General features: G+C 51.3%; 14 protein-coding genes. 8 read left to right on the forward strand and 6 right to left on the reverse strand.

What is annotated here, in order from left to right:
* The first annotated feature begins 11 nt into the window (after window positions 1-11).
* Both ACNQKP_RS07310 and ACNQKP_RS07315 read left to right on the forward strand, forming a co-directional pair.
* Window positions 12-1502, forward strand: a complete 1491-nt coding sequence (locus ACNQKP_RS07310) for a UDP-N-acetylmuramoyl-L-alanyl-D-glutamate--2,6-diaminopimelate ligase (protein WP_417863828.1) — start codon at window positions 12-14, stop codon at window positions 1500-1502.
* 2 nt (window positions 1503-1504) lie between these two features.
* Window positions 1505-2926, forward strand: coding sequence for a UDP-N-acetylmuramoyl-tripeptide--D-alanyl-D-alanine ligase (locus tag ACNQKP_RS07315; protein ID WP_417863829.1), 1422 nt, complete (start codon window positions 1505-1507; stop codon window positions 2924-2926).
* A 4-nt stretch (window positions 2927-2930) separates the two neighbouring features.
* Here ACNQKP_RS07315 and ACNQKP_RS07320 read toward each other — a convergent pair whose 3' ends face one another.
* Window positions 2931-3401: an HPP family protein gene (locus tag ACNQKP_RS07320; protein ID WP_417863831.1), complete on the reverse strand. Its 471-nt coding sequence runs from the start codon at window positions 3399-3401 to the stop codon at window positions 2931-2933.
* A gap of 201 nt (window positions 3402-3602) precedes the next feature.
* Here ACNQKP_RS07320 and mraY point away from each other — a divergent pair, with 201 nt between their 5' ends.
* From mraY to murC, 6 genes are all read left to right on the forward strand, one after another.
* A complete protein-coding gene (gene mraY, locus ACNQKP_RS07325; protein WP_417863832.1) occupies window positions 3603-4679 on the forward strand; it encodes a phospho-N-acetylmuramoyl-pentapeptide-transferase in 1077 nt (358 codons plus the stop codon).
* 4 nt (window positions 4680-4683) lie between these two features.
* Window positions 4684-6072: a UDP-N-acetylmuramoyl-L-alanine--D-glutamate ligase gene (murD, locus tag ACNQKP_RS07330; RefSeq protein ID WP_015092222.1), complete on the forward strand. Its 1389-nt coding sequence runs from the start codon at window positions 4684-4686 to the stop codon at window positions 6070-6072.
* Between the two features lie 77 nt (window positions 6073-6149).
* Window positions 6150-6524 (forward strand): hypothetical protein, encoded by a 375-nt coding sequence (locus ACNQKP_RS07335; RefSeq protein ID WP_088564294.1) that lies wholly within the window; start codon window positions 6150-6152, stop codon window positions 6522-6524.
* Between the two features lie 99 nt (window positions 6525-6623).
* A complete protein-coding gene (gene ftsW, locus ACNQKP_RS07340; protein ID WP_417863833.1) occupies window positions 6624-7766 on the forward strand; it encodes a putative lipid II flippase FtsW in 1143 nt (380 codons plus the stop codon).
* Window position 7767: 1 nt separating this feature from the next.
* On the forward strand, window positions 7768-8841 hold the full coding sequence (murG, locus tag ACNQKP_RS07345; protein ID WP_417863835.1) for an undecaprenyldiphospho-muramoylpentapeptide beta-N-acetylglucosaminyltransferase: 1074 nt from the start codon (window positions 7768-7770) through the stop codon (window positions 8839-8841).
* Complete coding sequence (gene murC, locus ACNQKP_RS07350; RefSeq protein ID WP_417863836.1) at window positions 8838-10199, forward strand: UDP-N-acetylmuramate--L-alanine ligase; 1362 nt, start codon at window positions 8838-8840, stop codon at window positions 10197-10199. Before murG ends, murC begins: the two co-directional genes overlap by 4 nt.
* Here murC and ACNQKP_RS07355 read toward each other — a convergent pair.
* From ACNQKP_RS07355 to ACNQKP_RS07375, 5 genes are all read right to left on the reverse strand, one after another.
* Window positions 10196-11155 carry a 2-hydroxyacid dehydrogenase gene (locus tag ACNQKP_RS07355; protein ID WP_417863837.1) on the reverse strand — a complete coding sequence of 320 codons (960 nt, stop codon included), beginning with the start codon at window positions 11153-11155 and terminating at the stop codon, window positions 10196-10198. The two genes, murC and ACNQKP_RS07355, sit on opposite strands and share 4 nt — an antisense overlap.
* A gap of 45 nt (window positions 11156-11200) precedes the next feature.
* The gene (locus tag ACNQKP_RS07360; protein ID WP_417863838.1) at window positions 11201-12985 is read right to left on the reverse strand and encodes a hypothetical protein; all 1785 of its coding nucleotides are present in this window, start codon (window positions 12983-12985) and stop codon (window positions 11201-11203) included.
* 180 nt (window positions 12986-13165) lie between these two features.
* Window positions 13166-14695: a methyl-accepting chemotaxis protein gene (locus ACNQKP_RS07365; protein ID WP_417863839.1), complete on the reverse strand. Its 1530-nt coding sequence runs from the start codon at window positions 14693-14695 to the stop codon at window positions 13166-13168.
* A 214-nt stretch (window positions 14696-14909) separates the two neighbouring features.
* Window positions 14910-15836, reverse strand: coding sequence for a universal stress protein (locus ACNQKP_RS07370; RefSeq protein WP_417863840.1), 927 nt, complete (start codon window positions 15834-15836; stop codon window positions 14910-14912).
* A 78-nt stretch (window positions 15837-15914) separates the two neighbouring features.
* Complete coding sequence (locus tag ACNQKP_RS07375) at window positions 15915-17453, reverse strand: methyl-accepting chemotaxis protein (protein ID WP_417863841.1); 1539 nt, start codon at window positions 17451-17453, stop codon at window positions 15915-15917.
* Window positions 17454-17643: the final 190 nt, after the last annotated feature.

Consider the following 17643-nt stretch of genomic DNA (forward strand, 5'->3'; position numbering starts at 1 on the left):
ACTCTTAGTGCGTGAAACTGCAACATCTCTTTTCCATTCTGCCGGGGATTCCTGAAAACGCATTCTCTCATATTGAAGTGACAGGGGTCTTCAACGACGCGCGCCTCGTGGTGCCGGGTTCGGTGTTTGTCGCGATTCGTGGTAACAAACTGGACGGGCACACTTTTATTCCTGATGCCGTCGCAAAAGGGGCCGCGGCCCTGGTGGTGGAAGACAAAGCGAAAATCCCTGAAGGTTATGAAGGGGTTGTGTTGCAGGTGCCAAACTCGCGTGAAGTGCTGGATGTTCTGGCCAGTCGGTTTTATTGGGATCCGGGGCAGGAGCTTTTCTGCGTCGGCGTGACTGGCACCAATGGCAAAACTTCTGTCACGTATATGGCCGAAGCCATTTTGAATCATGGCAAAATTCCCACCGGGGTGATCGGCACGGTCAATCACCATCTGGGTGATCAGGTATGGCCTTCCGAAATGACCACGCCGGATCCGGTTTTTTTGCAAAAGCGTCTGCGTGAGTTCCGCTCTGCCGGAGCATTGGCCGTGGCGATGGAAGTTTCCTCGCACGCTCTGGATCAGCGCCGTGTGGACAGTGTTCCTTTCAATACTGTGATCTTCACGAACCTGACGCGTGATCATCTGGATTATCACAACACGATGGAAAGCTATCTGGAGGCGAAACAGCGCCTGTTCACGGATTTGCTGTGGAAGACTCACAAGCGTCCATGTTTTGCCATCGTGAACACCGCTGACAAGTTCGGCCGTCGTTTGCGTGTGGCGGATCCGGCGGTGCTGTGGACTTACGGTGAAAAAGATTCTGACATTCGCTATGAAGTTTTGAAGATGGACTTTGCCCTGACCCATTTCAAAGTGTGGACCCCGGTCGGGGAAGGTGAAGTGCGTCTGCCGATGTCAGGCACACACAATGTGATGAATGCTCTGGCGGCATTGGGTGCAGGACTGTCTGCGGGCCTTCCGTTGAATATCTGCATCGAGGCCTTGGACCGCTTTACGGGTGTGCCGGGTCGTTTGCAGTCCGTGCCGAATGATAAGAATCTTTCTGTCTTCGTTGATTATGCTCATTCACCGGACGCGCTGGAAAATGTGCTGACGGCTTTGAACAAGGTTCGTGAAAACCTGCAATCCAAAGCGCGCATCTGGACGATCTTTGGCTGCGGCGGGGATCGTGACAAAGGCAAGCGCCCTTTGATGGCTGAAATGGCCTTGAAGTATTCCGACGAAGTGGTGATCACGTCTGATAATCCGCGCACGGAAGATCCACAAAGCATCATTCAGGATATTCTGGCTGGTGTCAGTGGGTCCAGCAAAGCCAAAGCCACAACTGTGGTGGACCGCAAGGATGCCATCACTCAGACCCTGAAACGGGCCCAGGAAGGCGACGTGATTCTGATCGCCGGGAAAGGGCACGAGGACTATCAAATTATCGGGACACAAAAGTTCCCCTTCAGTGATGTGAAGGTGGCCGAAGAGGCCTTGCAAGGGAGATAAGCATGAGAGCCATGGACCTGCAAACCATCGTTAAAGTCACAGGTGCAAAAATCCTGAGCCAGAAAGAAACCAATTTCGCTGGTATCGGCACAGACACCCGCGCGCAGTTACAGGGACAGCTTTTCATCGCGCTTAAAGGTGAGGCGTTTGACGCCCACAGCTTTCTGGATAAAGCGGTTGAATCCGGTGCTGCCGGTTTGCTGGTGCACGAAGAAAATGCCCACACCGAAAAGTTGAAAGACAAAACCACCATCTTAGTGGTTCCCGACACCCTCAAAGCTTTGCAAAAACTTGGCAACTGGGCCCGTCATGAATCCAGTGCCCGCATTGTCGGGATCACCGGTTCCAACGGTAAAACCACCACCAAAGAATTCACCGCAGCGCTGGTGGGTTCCTCCATGGATGTTCACTACAACAAAGGAAGCTTCAACAATCACTGGGGTGTTCCTTTTACGTTGCTGCAGCTGCCGCCGAATAAAGACGTGGCGATCATCGAGATGGGCATGAATCACGCCGGTGAGATTACTGAGCTGGTGCATATTGCCGAACCCGATGTGGTGGTTTGCACTATGGTGGGTCGTGCGCACATGGAATTCTTCGGTACCATCGAAAAGGTGGCTGAAGCCAAAGAAGAAATTTATGAAGCCGCCGGCGACCAAACCGTGAGAATTTACAATCTGGATAATACGCAGACTCACAACATGTACGTGAAGGCGCGCGAAAAATTTCCGAAAGCACGCATCCTGACATTCTCTTCCGAAGATCCGCGTGCCGATGTGCACCTGATGATTTCATCCATGAACATGAATGAAATCTCCATCAAGGGTTCTATCGGTGGTGAAGCTGGAACTGCACGTGTTCAGGTGTTTGGAGCGCAGAACCTGACGAACCTGATGGCGGCTGCCAGTGTGGGCTTGGCGGTCGGGATGACTCCGGCACAGGTGTGGGCGGGGCTGCCTGCTTGCAAAACCAACTGGGGACGCAACCAGCTGGTGCACTTGAAATCCGGTGCGCAGATGATCTTTGATGCTTACAACGCAAATCCAGACAGCATGAAAGCTTTGATCGACAACATGAAGCTTCTGACCGTTCCGGGCCGCAAGGTCGGCGTGTTTGGTCAGATGCGTGAATTGGGATCCGCATCGGCAAGTCTGCATGAAGAGCTGGGCACTTGGGTCGGGCAAGCTGGCTTTGATAAAGTTTATTTTATCGGCGATGACGCTGATGCCTTTGCCAAGGGTTTGAGCAGCGCCGGATATAAAAACCTGGCGCTGATTGAAAAGGACTATAAAGATTCATCCGGCCAGGATCTGGCAGGATTTCTTAAAACCGGCGACATCGCAGTGGTCAAAGCTTCACGCGGGACAAAGCTGGAGCGCTTCGTCTTCCCGTGTGAGCCTCTCGATTTCGCGGAAAAACAATAAAAGGTCAGACGCCCGCTTGTCCGACAAGATAGGCGGTTCGTTGTAAAAGGGGATTTGAGAACAAATCTCCCAGGACCCATGGGGCATCAGAGGATTCATCTTTTTTCAGAATCTGATCCAACAGCACCAGCAGGTCTTCCGAAGTCACAATCCCCACAACTTCGTCATCTTTGGTGATCAGAAAGGCTGAAACCTTTTCTTCGATCATCGCATCGACCACGGCTTTCATGGGCGCTTCGATAGGAAAAGTTTTTAAAGGGGAACTCATTAATTTTCCCACGGGAGTTTCAGTGTGCGGAGAGCGCAGCAGGTCCCGCTCTGAAAGCATGCCGACGATATAATCCTCTTCCTCATCCAGTACCGGAAGATGGCGAATCCAATAGTTGTTCATCAGGCGCAACGCTTCTGCAGCTGTCGCGTCTTTACTGACAGTGACGAGTTTTCGGGTCATATGGTCTTTCAACGCAATTTTCACAACGACCTCCTTGCATGACCTTATTTTAGCACTTTCAGGGGCAGTAAACATGAGCCCTGTCATATCACAGATAATTAATTAAAAACCAGTGATTACATATACTTACAAACTTCCGCTTGATTTTTGTCCAGTGAATATGCTAAATCCTTTAAGTTCCTAGCAAATTTTAATTTTTAGGTCACAACAGGGGATCAGCGCAGCATGCTTTACCAATGGCTTTATTCAATGGCAGATGAGTTCTCGCCACTGAACGTATTCAGGTACATCACGGTCAGAACCTTCATTGCCTTCTTCACAGCCTTCTTGCTGTGCTGGATGTGGGGTCCGCATTTTATCAAACGTCTTCAGTTGAAGCACTTTGGCCAGGCGATTCGCGATGATGGTCCTCAGACTCATAAAAAGAAAGCCGGCACACCAACCATGGGTGGCGGTCTGATTCTGCTTTCCACTTTGATTCCGTGCCTGTTGTGGGTGGATATGATGAACCCGCTGGTATGGGGTGTTCTGATTGTCACTTGGGGCTTTGGTTTGATCGGTTACATGGATGACTGGTTGAAAGTCAGCAAAAAGAACTCCAAAGGTCTGTCCGGTAAAATCCGTCTGGCTGGCGAGTTTTTGATCAGCGGACTTGTGGTGCTGGCACTGGTTCACTTCCATGGTCTGAGTACCGCAGTGACCATTCCATTCATGAAATCTGTTTCCATTGATCTGGGTTACTTCTATGTGATCTTCGCTGCCCTGGTTGTTGTTGGTACCGCGAACGCTGTGAATCTGACTGACGGTCTGGATGGACTGGCGATTGTTCCGGTGATGATCTCGGCGGCGACTTTGGGTCTGTTTGCTTACGTCACGGGCCATTTCTCGATTGCGAACTATCTGCAAATCCCCCACGTGGTGGGTGCAGGGGAACTGAGCATCGTTGCGGCGACCATCGTGGCGGCGGGTATGGGCTTCCTTTGGTTCAATGCGTATCCGGCGCAAGTCTTCATGGGGGACGTGGGTTCGTTGTCTCTGGGCGGTTTCCTTGGCTCCATGGCTGTCATCACTCAAAATGAGTTGTTGATGCTTGTCCTGGGCGGGGTTTTCGTGGTCGAAGCATTGTCAGTGATCACTCAGGTGATCTCTTTCAAAATGACCGGTAAAAGAGTTTTCAAAATGGCGCCGATTCATCATCACTTTGAATTGGGCGGATTGACCGAAACCAAGATCATTGTTCGTTTCTGGATCATTTCCATTTTGCTTGCAGTATTAAGTTTGGCCACTCTGAAGTTGAGGTAAGAAGATGTATAAAGAGTATAGCGATTTAAAAGACAAACGCATTTTGGTTGTGGGATTGGGCAAGACAGGGGTTTCCCTGGCTCATTTCCTGACCAAACATGGCGCACAAGTGACAGTGACAGACCATAAATCCAAGCCGGAACTTTCTGTTCAGCTGGAGCAACTGGGTGAGCTGCCAATCAAGTTTGAACTGGGCGGCCACAGTCCGAAAACCTTCATTGCGCAGGATCTGGTGATTCTTTCCCCGGGTGTTCCAAGCAATCTGAAGATCTTTGATTATGCCCGTTCTCAAGGTATCAAGATCACTGGTGAGTTCGAATTCTCTGCCGGCTTCATTAAAGAGCCGATCATTGGTTTGACTGGTACCAACGGTAAAACCACAGTGGCGAAAATCACTGAGGCGATCCTGACTGAATCCGGTGTAAGAACCTGGGTTGGTGGGGCGAATGAAAAGCCGCTGGTGGATTACCTGCGTCTGGATGACAAAGCTCAGGTTGTGATCGCGGAAGTATCAAGCTTCATGCTTGAACACTGTGACACTTTCAATCCGGGCAACATCGTGTTCACGAACTTGGCTGAAAACCACCTGGATCGTTACCGTTCCATGGAAGAATACGTGAACGCAAAACGCCGTATCTTCAAAAACACCAACCAGGCAACCACCAGCATTCTGAATGCGGATGACAACGCGGTTGTTGAACTGGCTCGTGATCCGGCGGTTCAGCGCGGTCGTATCTTCTACTTCTCCCGCAAACCGGCTTTGGAACCTCAAATCATGAACATCGGTGGCGCTGTGAATATCGGCGACGAAATCCGTGTTCGCACCGGTCCAGAGATCGAAAGCTTCAACATCAAGGGCATGAAAATGCGCGGTAAACATTCCGTGGAAAACATCATGGCGGCGATCCTGGCATCCCGTGAACATGGTGCAACCCGTGAAGCGGTTCAGAAAGTGATCAACACTTTCACCGGTCTTCCTCACCGTATCGAGTACGTGCGCAAAGTGGGTGGAGTGATGTTCTACAACGACTCCAAGGCCACCAACGTGCATGCGGTCCTGCGCGCTTTGGACACTTTCGATGAAAACGTGATCCTGATCGCCGGCGGGAAAGATACGAATCTGAATTATGAGCCTTTGCGCACGTCCGTGAAACGCAAGGTAAAAACCCTGATCTTGGTCGGGGAAGCCAAAGAGCGTATCAATCGCGACCTTGGTGACTTCTCTGAAACCTTCCTGATTGGTACATTTGAGGAGGCGGTTTTGATCGCTTACCAAAAGTCGAGAATCGGGGACGTTGTCCTGCTTTCTCCGGGTTGCTCAAGCTTTGACATGTTTGACAGTTTCGAAGAACGCGGCGATTATTTCAAAGAAATCGTGAGAAAGTTTCACTGATAATTTACAATCAAGAAACAAGCAAAGGGCCTCGAGGATGAGGCCCTTTGAGTATTAACATTGCCAGGAGGGCTCCCGTGTCTCGTCGTCTTTTCCTTTTGTTTTCTTCAAGCGTATTGGTTCTTTCCGGTTGTGCTTCCGGATCTTTCAAAGCCCGTCAGGAACAGCGTGAAAAGATGGCAGCCAGCACAGGCATGTTCTGTGAATTCCTAAGTGGCGACGTTTACCACGATCTAGATGTCGAGCTGAGCATGAAAATGGCCAACCGCTGCGACGCCAACCGCAACTTCTCCATCACCAACTATAAAAACACTTCCGATCAGAACGGTGTGATCTATTGCTGCGCTACAGCCGGACGTGGCGAGCGCAAAGCTGCTGCTCCGAAAAAAGCTCCAGTGACACCTTCCAAACAGGAAGCTGAGCAGTCTGACGCTGAAGTGATCTCCGAGTAATCGGGTCCAGCTTTTTTCCGACCCGATAGACCTTAATCTGGACTTCTGATTAACTTAGAAAGTGGCTCGTGAAGCCACTTTCTCGGGGAGTCCACGTTTATGTTGAGATATCTGTCCAGCAGCCTGTTTCTTGCCATCATCACTCTTTTGGGAATCGGGCTGGTTCAAGTTTATTCCTCCAGTTTCATCTTCGCGATCGAATCCTACGGCGACGGTCTGTTCTTCTTCAAACGACAATTGATCTTTACGGTTCTGGCCATGGGTATTCTGGTGACAACCATCCACATTCCCTTCCGCTACATTGAAAAATACGGTTGGGCGTTGTGGTTCGTGGCGACCCTGGGTGTTTTGGCAACCTTCGTTCCGGGCCTGGGGGTTCGTGTTGGTGGTGCGATCCGTTGGATTCAACTTCCTTTCGGTGTGCGCTTTGAACCGGGTGAGCTTTTGAAGATTGCCTTCAGTGTGTGGTTTGCAAGCTTATTGTGTCGTCAGGAAAACTTCCTGGGTCGTGTTAAGTGGCATTGGATTTTTGTAGCGCTCGTGGCACCGATGGCACTGTTGTTGAAACAACCTGACTTTGGAACCTTTGCCATCATTGTGATGGTGGCGGTGACCCTGCTGTTTGCGTTTGGTTTGCAGTGGAAATACATCATTGGCGCAGTGGCGGTGATGATCCCGGCCTTCTACTTCCTGGTGATGAGTGTGCCTTATCGCCGTGCCCGCGTTCTGGCCTTCCTGGATCCTTGGGCGGACCCGGCACAAAAAGGCTTCCAGGTGATTCAAAGTATGCTGAGCTTCCATTCCGGTGGTTTGACCGGAGCAGGTTTGGGTCAAGGACAGGGGAAACTGTTCTTCCTTCCGGAAGCGCACACGGACTTTACCCTGGCGGTATTGGGTGAAGAGATGGGCTTTGTTGGTTTTGTTCTGATTTTGGCACTGTACGGTTTTGTTGTGTTCCGCGGAATGCAGATTGCGGTCAAAGCTGAGGAGCCATTCAAAAGAGCATTGGCTCTGGGTTTGTCAGTGACATTTGGCTTGAGTGTGTTTATCAATGCAGGGGTGGTGATGGGACTTCTTCCCACCAAAGGTTTGACTCTGCCGTTCCTGAGTTACGGTGGAAGCTCTTTGGTGTCCTTGTGCTTTATGTTTGGGCTAATTCTGAACATCGAGAACTCTTTCGAAGAAGACAAGTTTTCCCGTCGCTTTGGTTCCCGTTGGACAGCTTCAAAGGTGAAAAATTAAAATGACTGTTAAGAAAAATATCGTGATCGCCGGCGGAGGCACTGGCGGACACATCTATCCGGGTATTGCCATCGCCCGGGCTTTGCAAAAGCTGGATCCCAGCATCGAAGTGCACTTTGTCGGCACGGCTCGTGGTCTTGAAAGCAAGATTGTTCCTCGCGAGGGTTTCCCTCTGCACCTGATCGAGTCCGGTCAATTGAATGTGAAAAGTCCGATTCAGAAACTGAAAACCCTGCTTAAGATTCCAGTGGGTCTGTGGCAGTCCATCCGTCTGCTGGGCCAGTTGAAGCCTTTGTATGTTATCGGTGTGGGTGGTTACGCTTCCGGTCCGTTTGTACTGGCAGCCAGCATTATAGGTTTTAACACGGCGGTGTGGGAGCCCAATGCGATGCCAGGCATGGCCAACCGTATCTTGTCCCGCTTTGTCGACAAGTGCTTTGTGGTTTTCGACGAAGCCAAAAAGCATCTGAAGGGTGATAGCATCATTCAGACCGGGATGCCGGTACGGGCTGAAATTGAAGCGGCCGTGCATGATTCTTCCGACAATCAAAAGTTCCACCTGCTGGCGTTTGGCGGCAGTCAGGGTTCCCGTATCATCAACAACTGTCTAAGTGACGCGGTGATGAGCGGTGGTGACTGGGTCAAGGATCTTTCTGTCGTTCATCAGTTGGGCAGTGCGGATCTTCAGCGCGTGACTGATAAATACAAAAACGCGCCTTGTGAGGTGCAGCCATTTGAGTTCATCTATGATATGGCAAAGTACTATCAGTGGGCGGATATCATTGTCTGCCGTGGTGGGGCCAGTTCTATTGCCGAGGCGGCAGCCTTTGGCATCATTCCAATTATTGTGCCGTTGCCCGCAGCGGACGATCATCAGCAAAAGAATGCGGAAAGCCTTGTGGAAAAAAATGCCGGTCGTATGATCTTGCAGAAAGATTTAACGCCGGAAAGGTTGATTTCAGAAGTCCAATCTTTGCGGGCCGATAAAGCTTTGCGTGATCAGATGGTTCGGAATATAAAGAACTTCTACATCCCTCAATCTGCGACCGTGATCGCAAAGGAAATCCTGCAATGAAGTTACAGCACGCCAAATTCCATTTCGTAGGTATTGGAGGCATCGGTATGTGCGGCCTCGCGGAGCTGTTGCACAATATCGGTGCGAAAGTATCCGGCAGTGATCAGGCGGAAAACGCCAACACCGAAAGACTGAAAGAACTGGGCGTGAAGGTGTTCAAAGGCCACGCATCCAGCAACGTGGGTGAAGCCGACGTCGTGGTATATTCCAGTGCGATTCAGTACGGAAACCCCGAAATCTCTGAAGCCCGCGCCCGCCAGATCCCCCTGATCCCGCGTGCTGAGGCTTTGGCTGAAATCATGCGCCTGAAACGCGGTATCGCGGTGGCCGGGACGCACGGTAAGACCACGACTACTTCCATGACCTCTGCGATCTTCCTGGAAGCGAATTTAAGCCCGACAATTGTGATCGGCGGCCGCTTTGAACTGATCAAGTCCACAGCGATGCTGGGCTCTGGTGAATGGCTGGTGGCGGAAGCCGATGAATCCGATGGCAGCTTCCACAAGCTGTCTCCGGAAATCGCGATCATCACCAATATTGACTCGGATCATCTGGAGCACTTCAAGACCTTTGAAAACGTGCAGAAGTCCTTCCATGACTTCGCCATGAAAGTTCCCTTCTATGGCAAAGTCATTGTCTGTGGCGATGACCCGCTGGTGCGCCAGATCTTTGAGAATTTCCCGAAAAGAATTCTGTTCTATGGCTTTGATGAAAAGAACGATCTGGTTGTGACGGGCGAGCAGGGGCACTATGCGGTTCACCGCAACGATCGTCTGTTGGGCACTAAGCACCTGGTAGGAGAATTCAATTTGAAAGTTCCGGGTCGTCACAATGCCCTGAACGCCGTGGCGGCAATCTGTGCAGGTGTGGCAGCCGGGATTCCGTTTGCAACTTGTGCCAAGGGTCTGCAGCGCTATGAAGGTGTGGACCGTCGTTTCCACTTCAAAGGCGAGAAAAAAGGCATCAAAGTCTATGATGACTATGGCCACCACCCGACAGAAGTGCGCGCGGTGTTGCAGGCTTTTCGTGAAAAGTATCCGAAACAAAGACTGGTGGTGTTCTTCCAGCCGCATCGTTATTCCCGCACCCAACATTGCTGGCATGACTTTACCACAGCCTTTATGGAAGCCGATCAGGTTCTGCTGACAGATATCTATCCAGCAGGTGAAGCACCGATTCCAGGCGTGACCAGTGAAAAGCTGGCTTCAGAAATGAAACACGAACACGCTCAGTACTTTGTGCGTGATGAAAAAGCGACCCAGAAAATTCTGGGAATGCTGAAAGAGGGCGACGTTTTTGTCACCCTCGGAGCCGGAGACGGCTGGAAGCTGGGACTGGATGTCCTGAATCAGCTTTAGTACAAAGAATCCCCGGGGCGTTGGCCTTCCAGCGCCGCGGTGACATTGTCCAAAGCCCGGTGACCCATGGCGGATCGGGTTTCCACCGTCGCACTTCCCATGTGCGGAGTTAAAAACACATTCGGAAAGTCCCGCAGGCGCAGATTATAGTCCGGTTCGTGGCAGAACACATCAAGTCCGGCCGCGAACAGGTGTCCGCTTTCAAGGGCTTTGATCAAAGCATCCTCATCCACTAAAGTTCCGCGAGCCACATTCACCAGCACAGCGTTTTTAGGCAGCAGGGAAAAGCTTTTGCTGTTCATGATACCTTTGGTTTCCGGTGTGTTGGGTGCATTCAAAGAAATGATGTGACAATGCGGAAGCATGTCGTGGAAGTTTTTGAAATACACCGCATCCTTTTCCAGTTCCGGCGGCAGGCGTTTGTTGTTGCAATAGATGACCTTCATGCCAAAACCGCGGGCGCGGTCTGCCAGGGCACGTCCAATGCGACCCATACCCAGAATGCCCAAAGTTTTTCCACTGACTTGCAGGCCAAGCATGTCGGTCTGGCTGTAGGTTTTTCTCCAGCCCTCTTGCATGATGGACAGATATTCTCGTCCGCGACGGCAGGCGTTCAAAAGCAGCATCATGCCCAGATCCGCCGTGCATTCTGTCAGCACATCCGGGGTGTTGCTCAGAAGGATGCCGCGTTCTTTGGCGGCCGCGATATCCAGATGATCAAAACCCACACTGGAGGTGGCGATGATCTTTACAGAATCCGGCAGGGCTTTGATAACTTCAGCGGTGATTCTCTGGCGCGGGACCACGACGATGGCGGCCGGCTGGATCTTGTGAACCTGATCCAGCATTTCTTCGACGGAAAGTTCTTTGGCGGAAATGGTGGCCTTGAACTGGCTGAGTGCGCGTTCAAGGACCGAAGCCGGTGGCAAAAAAGAAAAGAGCAGGGTGTTTTTCATGCGTGGCCTCCAGAGTTTACTTTGTAAACCCGGCAGGCCCCGAGGTCAATTTGCGATACGATTCATGCAATTCCAGTTGGCTTTGAAGCGGTTGCCTTGAATTTTCATTGAAGAGGCCAAAGCAAGACATTCGGACCGGCTTAATTGTTGTTGTTCAGACAATTTGGACCAGCAGTACCAGCGAACATTGTCGGAACTCTCTACATCGGCATTGCGATCGGCCGCTTCAAGACACGACCCCAGGTGGATATCGTGGTTAAATCGGGTCAGGCAATTCCAGTCCACACCGGTCACACTTTGTGTTTCGAAACTGCGGGCGAAAAGATGACACTTCAAAGGATTGTCAATCAACGGTTCAAACTGATTATAGCAGTACCAGCGATAACCATCGCGGGATTCGGCATTGTCTCCAGAAGCTGCTTTCACCAGACAAGTTTCAACCATTGGTGGCAGCATTTCCGTCGGAGCTTTCAACCCGATGCTGTAGCTCATGTCCAGGCGGTCGCGCTGTGGCCATTGAGCAGAGGCTTTCAATAACTGACTGAAGTCATGAGAATACAGGCGGCCTTTAAGTGCGCGCAGGGCTTCGCGACGAATCGGTGATTCGTTGCTGTACATCATCTCTTTCAGCAGCCCTTCGATACCCATGTCATAGGTGCCAAAGCATTGGGACAGGCGTGGGATGAACTGCCATGCATCCGAAGTGTAGTGAAGCCAGCCGGCTTTCAGCTCGGTATTCTTCAGCAGGTCTTTCATTGCGCAGAACTGATCAGTCACGATGAAGTTCAAACCATCTGCCAGACGCTGACGGATCAGGCGCACTTGCTGCTCGGCTTTCACCATCTCAGGCAAAAGACCAAGTTTTGCCTGCAGATCCAGGAATTGCATTTTCATTTTCAAAGGCAAAGATCGGGCAGAACCAATTTCCAGGAAGAAGTTTTCAAAGTTGCGGGTCGCATCCGGGGAGGAGCGCAGGGTGTCCTGCAGCAGGGACATGAACAACGGATTCTGGGTCGCCTCCAAAAGCGGTTCATAGTATTTTTTCAGGTGCAGTTTTTTGGACAGGAAGCCAATGGCTTCGCGGTTTTCGTTGATGCTTTCAGAATACGCATTGCAAGTCAGGGCCTTGTAGTTCGGGTCGGACTCAGTTTTGGGCGTGACGATACGATAGCTCATTCCGGAAAAAAGCTGATTCAGTTTTTTTGTGTCAGGGCCTTTTGTGAACAGGGTCTGTGCGCTGGTGTCGCGCAGAGCTTTCTTAAGCAGCGGACCTGCGACTTTTCCCATGGGGCCAGTACTGGTGAAGCCATGCAGGCGTTCCACGTTGTTAAAAGCTGAAGAGAAAATCTGACTGATGCTCATGCCGTATTCTGAATACCGGGAAAAGGCCACGCGTTCAGCCAGATCACGGGGGAAGCCGTTCTTGATCAGAACTTCCACATATTCTTCGATAGAGCGTTTGTCCGGGGTTTTGCTGGAAAGTGTGTTACAACCCATCAGGAAGACATCCTTGGGTTTGCTCAAAATTCCCGGGCAGGAGTTTTCGCAGCTCAGTCTTTCGATTTCTTTCAAATCCAGAGTGGTGCTGTTGCCTTCACCAAAGAACACGCCTCCAAAGTGGCCGGAAATCAAAAGCACGTCGCACTGGATGCCGGACTCACACGCGTTTTGCAGCCAGCGGGGATTCTTGCCTTCCGACGGAACCAGCTCCGTGATTTCAACATCCTGGGAGGCATAGAGCTGCCTGAGCGCCTCTTTTTCATCGGCGGAATTCAGGGTCATCGTGCAAATGCGCTTGGTGGCCGCTTCAACAGAAGGGCTCCCAAGCATAAACAGCATTCCAAGGCAGAAGAGGGCTTTGAGTTTCATACTCGCAAAAACTGCAAAGTCCCGTCCAGTGTCAGTTAAGAATCAGGCAAAGAAGAGCGTCCACAGCTTGCGCACATGACAAAATGGGGAAGACGAAAAAAAGGGTGTCTCGATTTGAGACACCCTTTTTGGCGTTGTAAATCAGGCGGCTTTGCGGCCTTCAACGACCGAAATCAGGTCTTGGACCATCGAATCCATCTGCCGGGACCGCTGCGCCAGTTCTTCTGCGGCAGAGGCACATTCACCTGCGGCCGAAGCGTTGTTCTGGGTCACGCGATCCAGTTCGTTGATGGACATGTTGATCGAGCTGACCCCCTGGGACTGCTCGGAGCTTGCCGTTGAGATTTCAATATTCAGCGCTGTCAGCTTTTCGATCTGCACCACGATTTCATTAAGCATCGTGCCGCTGGCCTGGACGACCTCGTGGCCACTTTCGATTTTGTGAACGCTGTCCTGGATCAGGGTGGCGATCTCTTTGGCGGAGGTGGCACTTCTTTGTGCCAGAGCGCGCACAGCTTCGGCAACCACCGCAAAGCCTTTACCCTGTTCGCCAGCGCGGGCTGCTTCCACGGCGGCATTCAATGCCAGCAAATTAGTCTGGAAAGCGATGTCATCGATGACGGAAATAATCTCTTCAATCTTCTTTGAGCTTTTTGCAATGTCATCCATGGAAAGAATCAGTTTTTCAACTTCGTCTTTTCCATGGCGCGCCTTCACCTGAGCTGTTTCTGCCAGGGAGCGGGCTTCATTGGTGTGACCGGCATTGAGTTTGATCATACTCGACATTTCCTCGGTCGCCGAGGTGGTCTGTTCGATGGACGCTGCAGCTGTGGTGGCGGCACTGCTCAGATCCTGAGAGGATTTTGAGATCTCAGAGCTGGCTTGCGCAACACTGGTACCGGTTTCTTTCAGTTTGACCGCGATACCGGAAAGAGCCTTCATCGGACGATTCAGCACCACAAAGGCCAGCCCCATGGCAAGGATGGATAAACCCACCGCAACCAGGACGATGTACATGGTGGCATCCGCGGCTGCGGCTTTCACTTTGTCTTTGCTTGAAATCACGGCGAAGCCGCCATGCAGTTTTCCGTCAGACCAGTCTTCCATTGGATAACCCAGAATGTCCTTGCCGTTTTTCCACGGGGACTGGGAAGGGGCGCCATGGCAGTTCATGCAGCCTTGATTTGAAGACAGGCGCACAGGACGGTATACGATCACGTGATTGTCCGTAGCCGCCGTCAGTTCCTCCAGCTTTGGATCGGCTTCGAACTTTTTCAGGATCTCCATTTCTTCCTGAGTGGCGCGATTGTCTGGATTGCGTGGTTCACCAGAGAAGATGCGGAAGGTGTAGCCTTCGGCTTGGGCCCCTTCGGCACCGACTTTCATCGCGGCAAAGATAGGAACTTGCTTCAGGATGGCCAGCTTGGATTCTTTGGACAGATTGCCGTCCGGATGATCGGCGATGGCTTTTTCAATGCTGCCCTTTAATCCGCCTTGGGAGGCCACGTAAGAACGGACTGCTTCCAGACGGGAAAGAATAGCTTCTGATTTTTCCACCAGATGGGATTCGCCTTCGTGCGAAATGCGTGATGATGCCACGATTACAGCTGCGGTCGTGCAAATCACGCAAGCAGCGCCAATACTGATCATAACTTTTGTGCTGAACTTCACATGAAACCTCTTGTTCCTTTTCTTGTTTAATTGGAATGAGGTTCTTATCGAACGAAGGTTCTGTAATCTTCCTTACAAATGTGACAAGCCATCTCCACCGGACGGGGGGTTTTTCTTAACAGCTCAATCGGCGTGCCGTTATATTTGAACTAGTAAGGGCAGGTGAAAGAGTCACCTGCCCTGGACAATGAATTTGTAATAAAAGGTCGAGCTGTTAAGATCTCACAACAATCACAGGTACGGGGGATTTTGCAATCATGTCGCGAAGGTTGGATCCCAGCAGTGTGCCCAGCAGTCCGCCGTGACTTTCATCACCCATGCAGATCAAATCGCAGTTTCCAGCAGGGCCTGCGAGGAACGTATCCACCAGCGGAGTTTTTTCCTGTTCGATCAGGCCTTCGCAGGAAATGCCCTTGGTGCGCAGGCGTTCCAGCTTTTTCTCCATGGAGTTTTGTGCATCTTTTTTGATGTCGGCGTATATGGTATCAATGCTTGGAGTTGCTTCACCTGCGGCAAACATGTACTGCTCCACAGTGCGCAGAGTTTCTGCCACCGAATGATAAAGCACCACGTGAGCCCCCAGGCGTTTTGCAAGGCTGACGCCATAGGTTTCAGAGGCACGGCACTTCTTTGTCAGATCAGTGACGATGGCAATGCGCAGGTCCTTTTTTGTTGGCAGGCTGTAGTCGTCACGCTGAGTGCCGGGACCCAGGATGTAGACCGGCCGTTTTACGTTGCGCACAACTTCTTCGGCAACACTTCCCAGGAAGAAGCGGTCCATGCCCTTCAATGCGCGTGATCCGACAATCAGAGCTTCAACACTGTTGGTGTCTTTGACGGCATCAGAGATTTCTTTGACTGGTGAACCAAACTTTACAATCAGCTTTCCGGGCACTGCGAAGTTGTTCATCACTGGCGCCAGTTGGTGATGTTTGTGGCTGATGACTTTGGCTTTTTCAGCATAAGACAGAGCCAGGCGTCCGGGAATGTCTTTCAGGGTTTTGATATACAGCAAAGACACCGGGCAATTCAGGCGGACAGACAGGTCCGAGGCAAAGCGACGGTTCACTTGGGATCGTTTCAAGGATGCTTCGTCCTTGTGTTCCAATTCGTCGGCAATAAGAAGTGAGTGAGTGGTCATGCTATCCTCCTTGTTTTGAAGGATAGCACTTTAACTGGATGGGTCTATGATTCCCGTCATCATTTGTCTATTTTTGGGTCAGGAAGCGCTCTGGTCCGCATTTCCGTTAATGATAACATTCAGTTGCTGGACTGCTTCCTCCATGACGGATGATTGGCGTGTCAGCTCTTCTGAAGCAGCTGCGCATTCTTCTGCGGCTGCGGCATTGGCTTGAGTGATCTTATCCATATCTGTTAAAGCCTTGTTAATTTGCAAGATCCCTTGTTCCTGCTCAGAGCTGGCGCCAGAAATCTCGGTATTGAGGGCTGACAGTTTTTCAATGGTGGTCACGATCTCTTTCAAAGAATCTGCGCTGGAGCGAACCACTTCGTGACCGGATTCAATTTTTTCAACGCTGTCGTTGATCAAATTGGAAATCTCTTTGGCGGAGGTGGCGCTTCGTTGTGCCAGGCTGCGAACCGCTTCGGCAACAACCGCAAAACCTTTTCCATGCTCGCCAGCGCGAGCGGCTTCCACCGATGCATTCAATGCCAGCAGATTTGTCTGGAAGGCGATGTCATCAATCACGGTGATGATCTCCTCAATCTTTTTGGAACTGGAAGTGATCTCGTCCATTGACGTGGTCAGCTTTTGAACCTCGCGTTCACCGATGCGCGCTTTTTCCTGGGCGGTGTGCGCCAGATCGCGGGCTTTGGAGGCGTGCTGGGAATTCATTTTCACCATGCTCGAAACCTCTTCTGTTGAAGCGGATGTTTCCTCAATGGAGGCGGCCGCTTTGACGGCTGAATTGCTCAGGCTTTGGCTGGAGCTGAAGATTTCGTTGCCGGTCGTGGACACCTGGGTTCCGGCGCGATTCAAAGTACTGATGGCTTCAAGCAGGGCTCCCAGCGGTGAGCGCAACAGCACATAGGAAACAGCAAGGATCACAACGGTGATCAGCAGGGCCCATAACAGGATTGAATATGTCGTGTTAATGGCGGCATCCGCCACGCGTTCGGTGGAAGATGTCACGGCAAAGACGCCATGAAGTTTGTTGTCGCTCCAGTTTTCCATCGGGTAGCCCAGGATGTCCTTGCCGTTACCCCAGGGGCTTTTGGACGGATGTCCGTGACACAGCAGGCAGCCTTGGGCTTCAGAAAGGCGCACAGGGCGATAGACCACAACTTCGTGATCATCACCGGCGACAATTTCTTTGAGTTCCGGGTCGGCCTCAAAACGTTTCAGGATTTCCAGTTCCGAGGCAGTGGCTTTGTTGGATTCGCGGCGCGGGGCTGCGGTGAAAACGCGGAACTTATATCCGTCTTTTTCGGCATTTTCAAAACCCACCGCCATGGAGGCCACAATAGGAACTTTGCGCAACAGTTGTTTGCGCACGTCTTCAGGAAGGTTGCCGTCCGGATATTTTTCAACGGCGGCAGTGAAGTCCTCTTTCAGGTTTCCTGAGGTGGCGACGTAGCCGCGCATGGATTCTAGGCGTGAAAGGATGGCCTGGGATTTGTCGACCAGTTGGTCGCGTCCCTGTTCATGAATCTTGGAAGAGGATATTCCGACGGCTGCCAGCGTGCAGACCACGCAGGACAGAGCGACGTTTAAAATGACCTTGCTGCCAAATTTCATACAGTCTCCTTCACCTGCTATCTATCGGTAATGAGGTTGAAAACAATATGGACTAAAGCTCGTTTTGTTGCGTGTTGAAAACGTAAGTGCATGAAGGTCCAGTGAAAGACCTTGGTCTTGTTTTGCGGACAGCGTTTCATTGTTGGCGATCTTGTTGCTAATCTAAAATTCACGACAGCAGAGGATTTCC

It is taken from the genome of Bdellovibrio bacteriovorus (assembly GCF_048286975.1).
Classification (GTDB): domain Bacteria; phylum Bdellovibrionota; class Bdellovibrionia; order Bdellovibrionales; family Bdellovibrionaceae; genus Bdellovibrio; species Bdellovibrio bacteriovorus_H.

Excerpts from the sequence above, each read along its gene's own strand:
- ACNQKP_RS07315 (WP_417863829.1), top strand. The coding sequence starts at position 1,505 with ATGAGAGCCATGGACCTGCAAACCATCGTTAAAGTCACAGGTGCAAAA.
- ACNQKP_RS07370 (WP_417863840.1), bottom strand. The coding sequence starts at position 15,836 with ATGACCACTCACTCACTTCTTATTGCCGACGAATTGGAACACAAGGAC.
- ftsW (WP_417863833.1), top strand. The coding sequence starts at position 6,624 with ATGTTGAGATATCTGTCCAGCAGCCTGTTTCTTGCCATCATCACTCTT.
- ACNQKP_RS07360 (WP_417863838.1), bottom strand. The coding sequence starts at position 12,985 with ATGCTTGGGAGCCCTTCTGTTGAAGCGGCCACCAAGCGCATTTGCACG.
- murD (WP_015092222.1), top strand. The coding sequence starts at position 4,684 with ATGTATAAAGAGTATAGCGATTTAAAAGACAAACGCATTTTGGTTGTG.
- mraY (WP_417863832.1), top strand. The coding sequence starts at position 3,603 with ATGCTTTACCAATGGCTTTATTCAATGGCAGATGAGTTCTCGCCACTG.
- murG (WP_417863835.1), top strand. The coding sequence starts at position 7,768 with ATGACTGTTAAGAAAAATATCGTGATCGCCGGCGGAGGCACTGGCGGA.
- ACNQKP_RS07355 (WP_417863837.1), bottom strand. The coding sequence starts at position 11,155 with ATGAAAAACACCCTGCTCTTTTCTTTTTTGCCACCGGCTTCGGTCCTT.
- ACNQKP_RS07375 (WP_417863841.1), bottom strand. The coding sequence starts at position 17,453 with ATGAAATTTGGCAGCAAGGTCATTTTAAACGTCGCTCTGTCCTGCGTG.
- murC (WP_417863836.1), top strand. The coding sequence starts at position 8,838 with ATGAAGTTACAGCACGCCAAATTCCATTTCGTAGGTATTGGAGGCATC.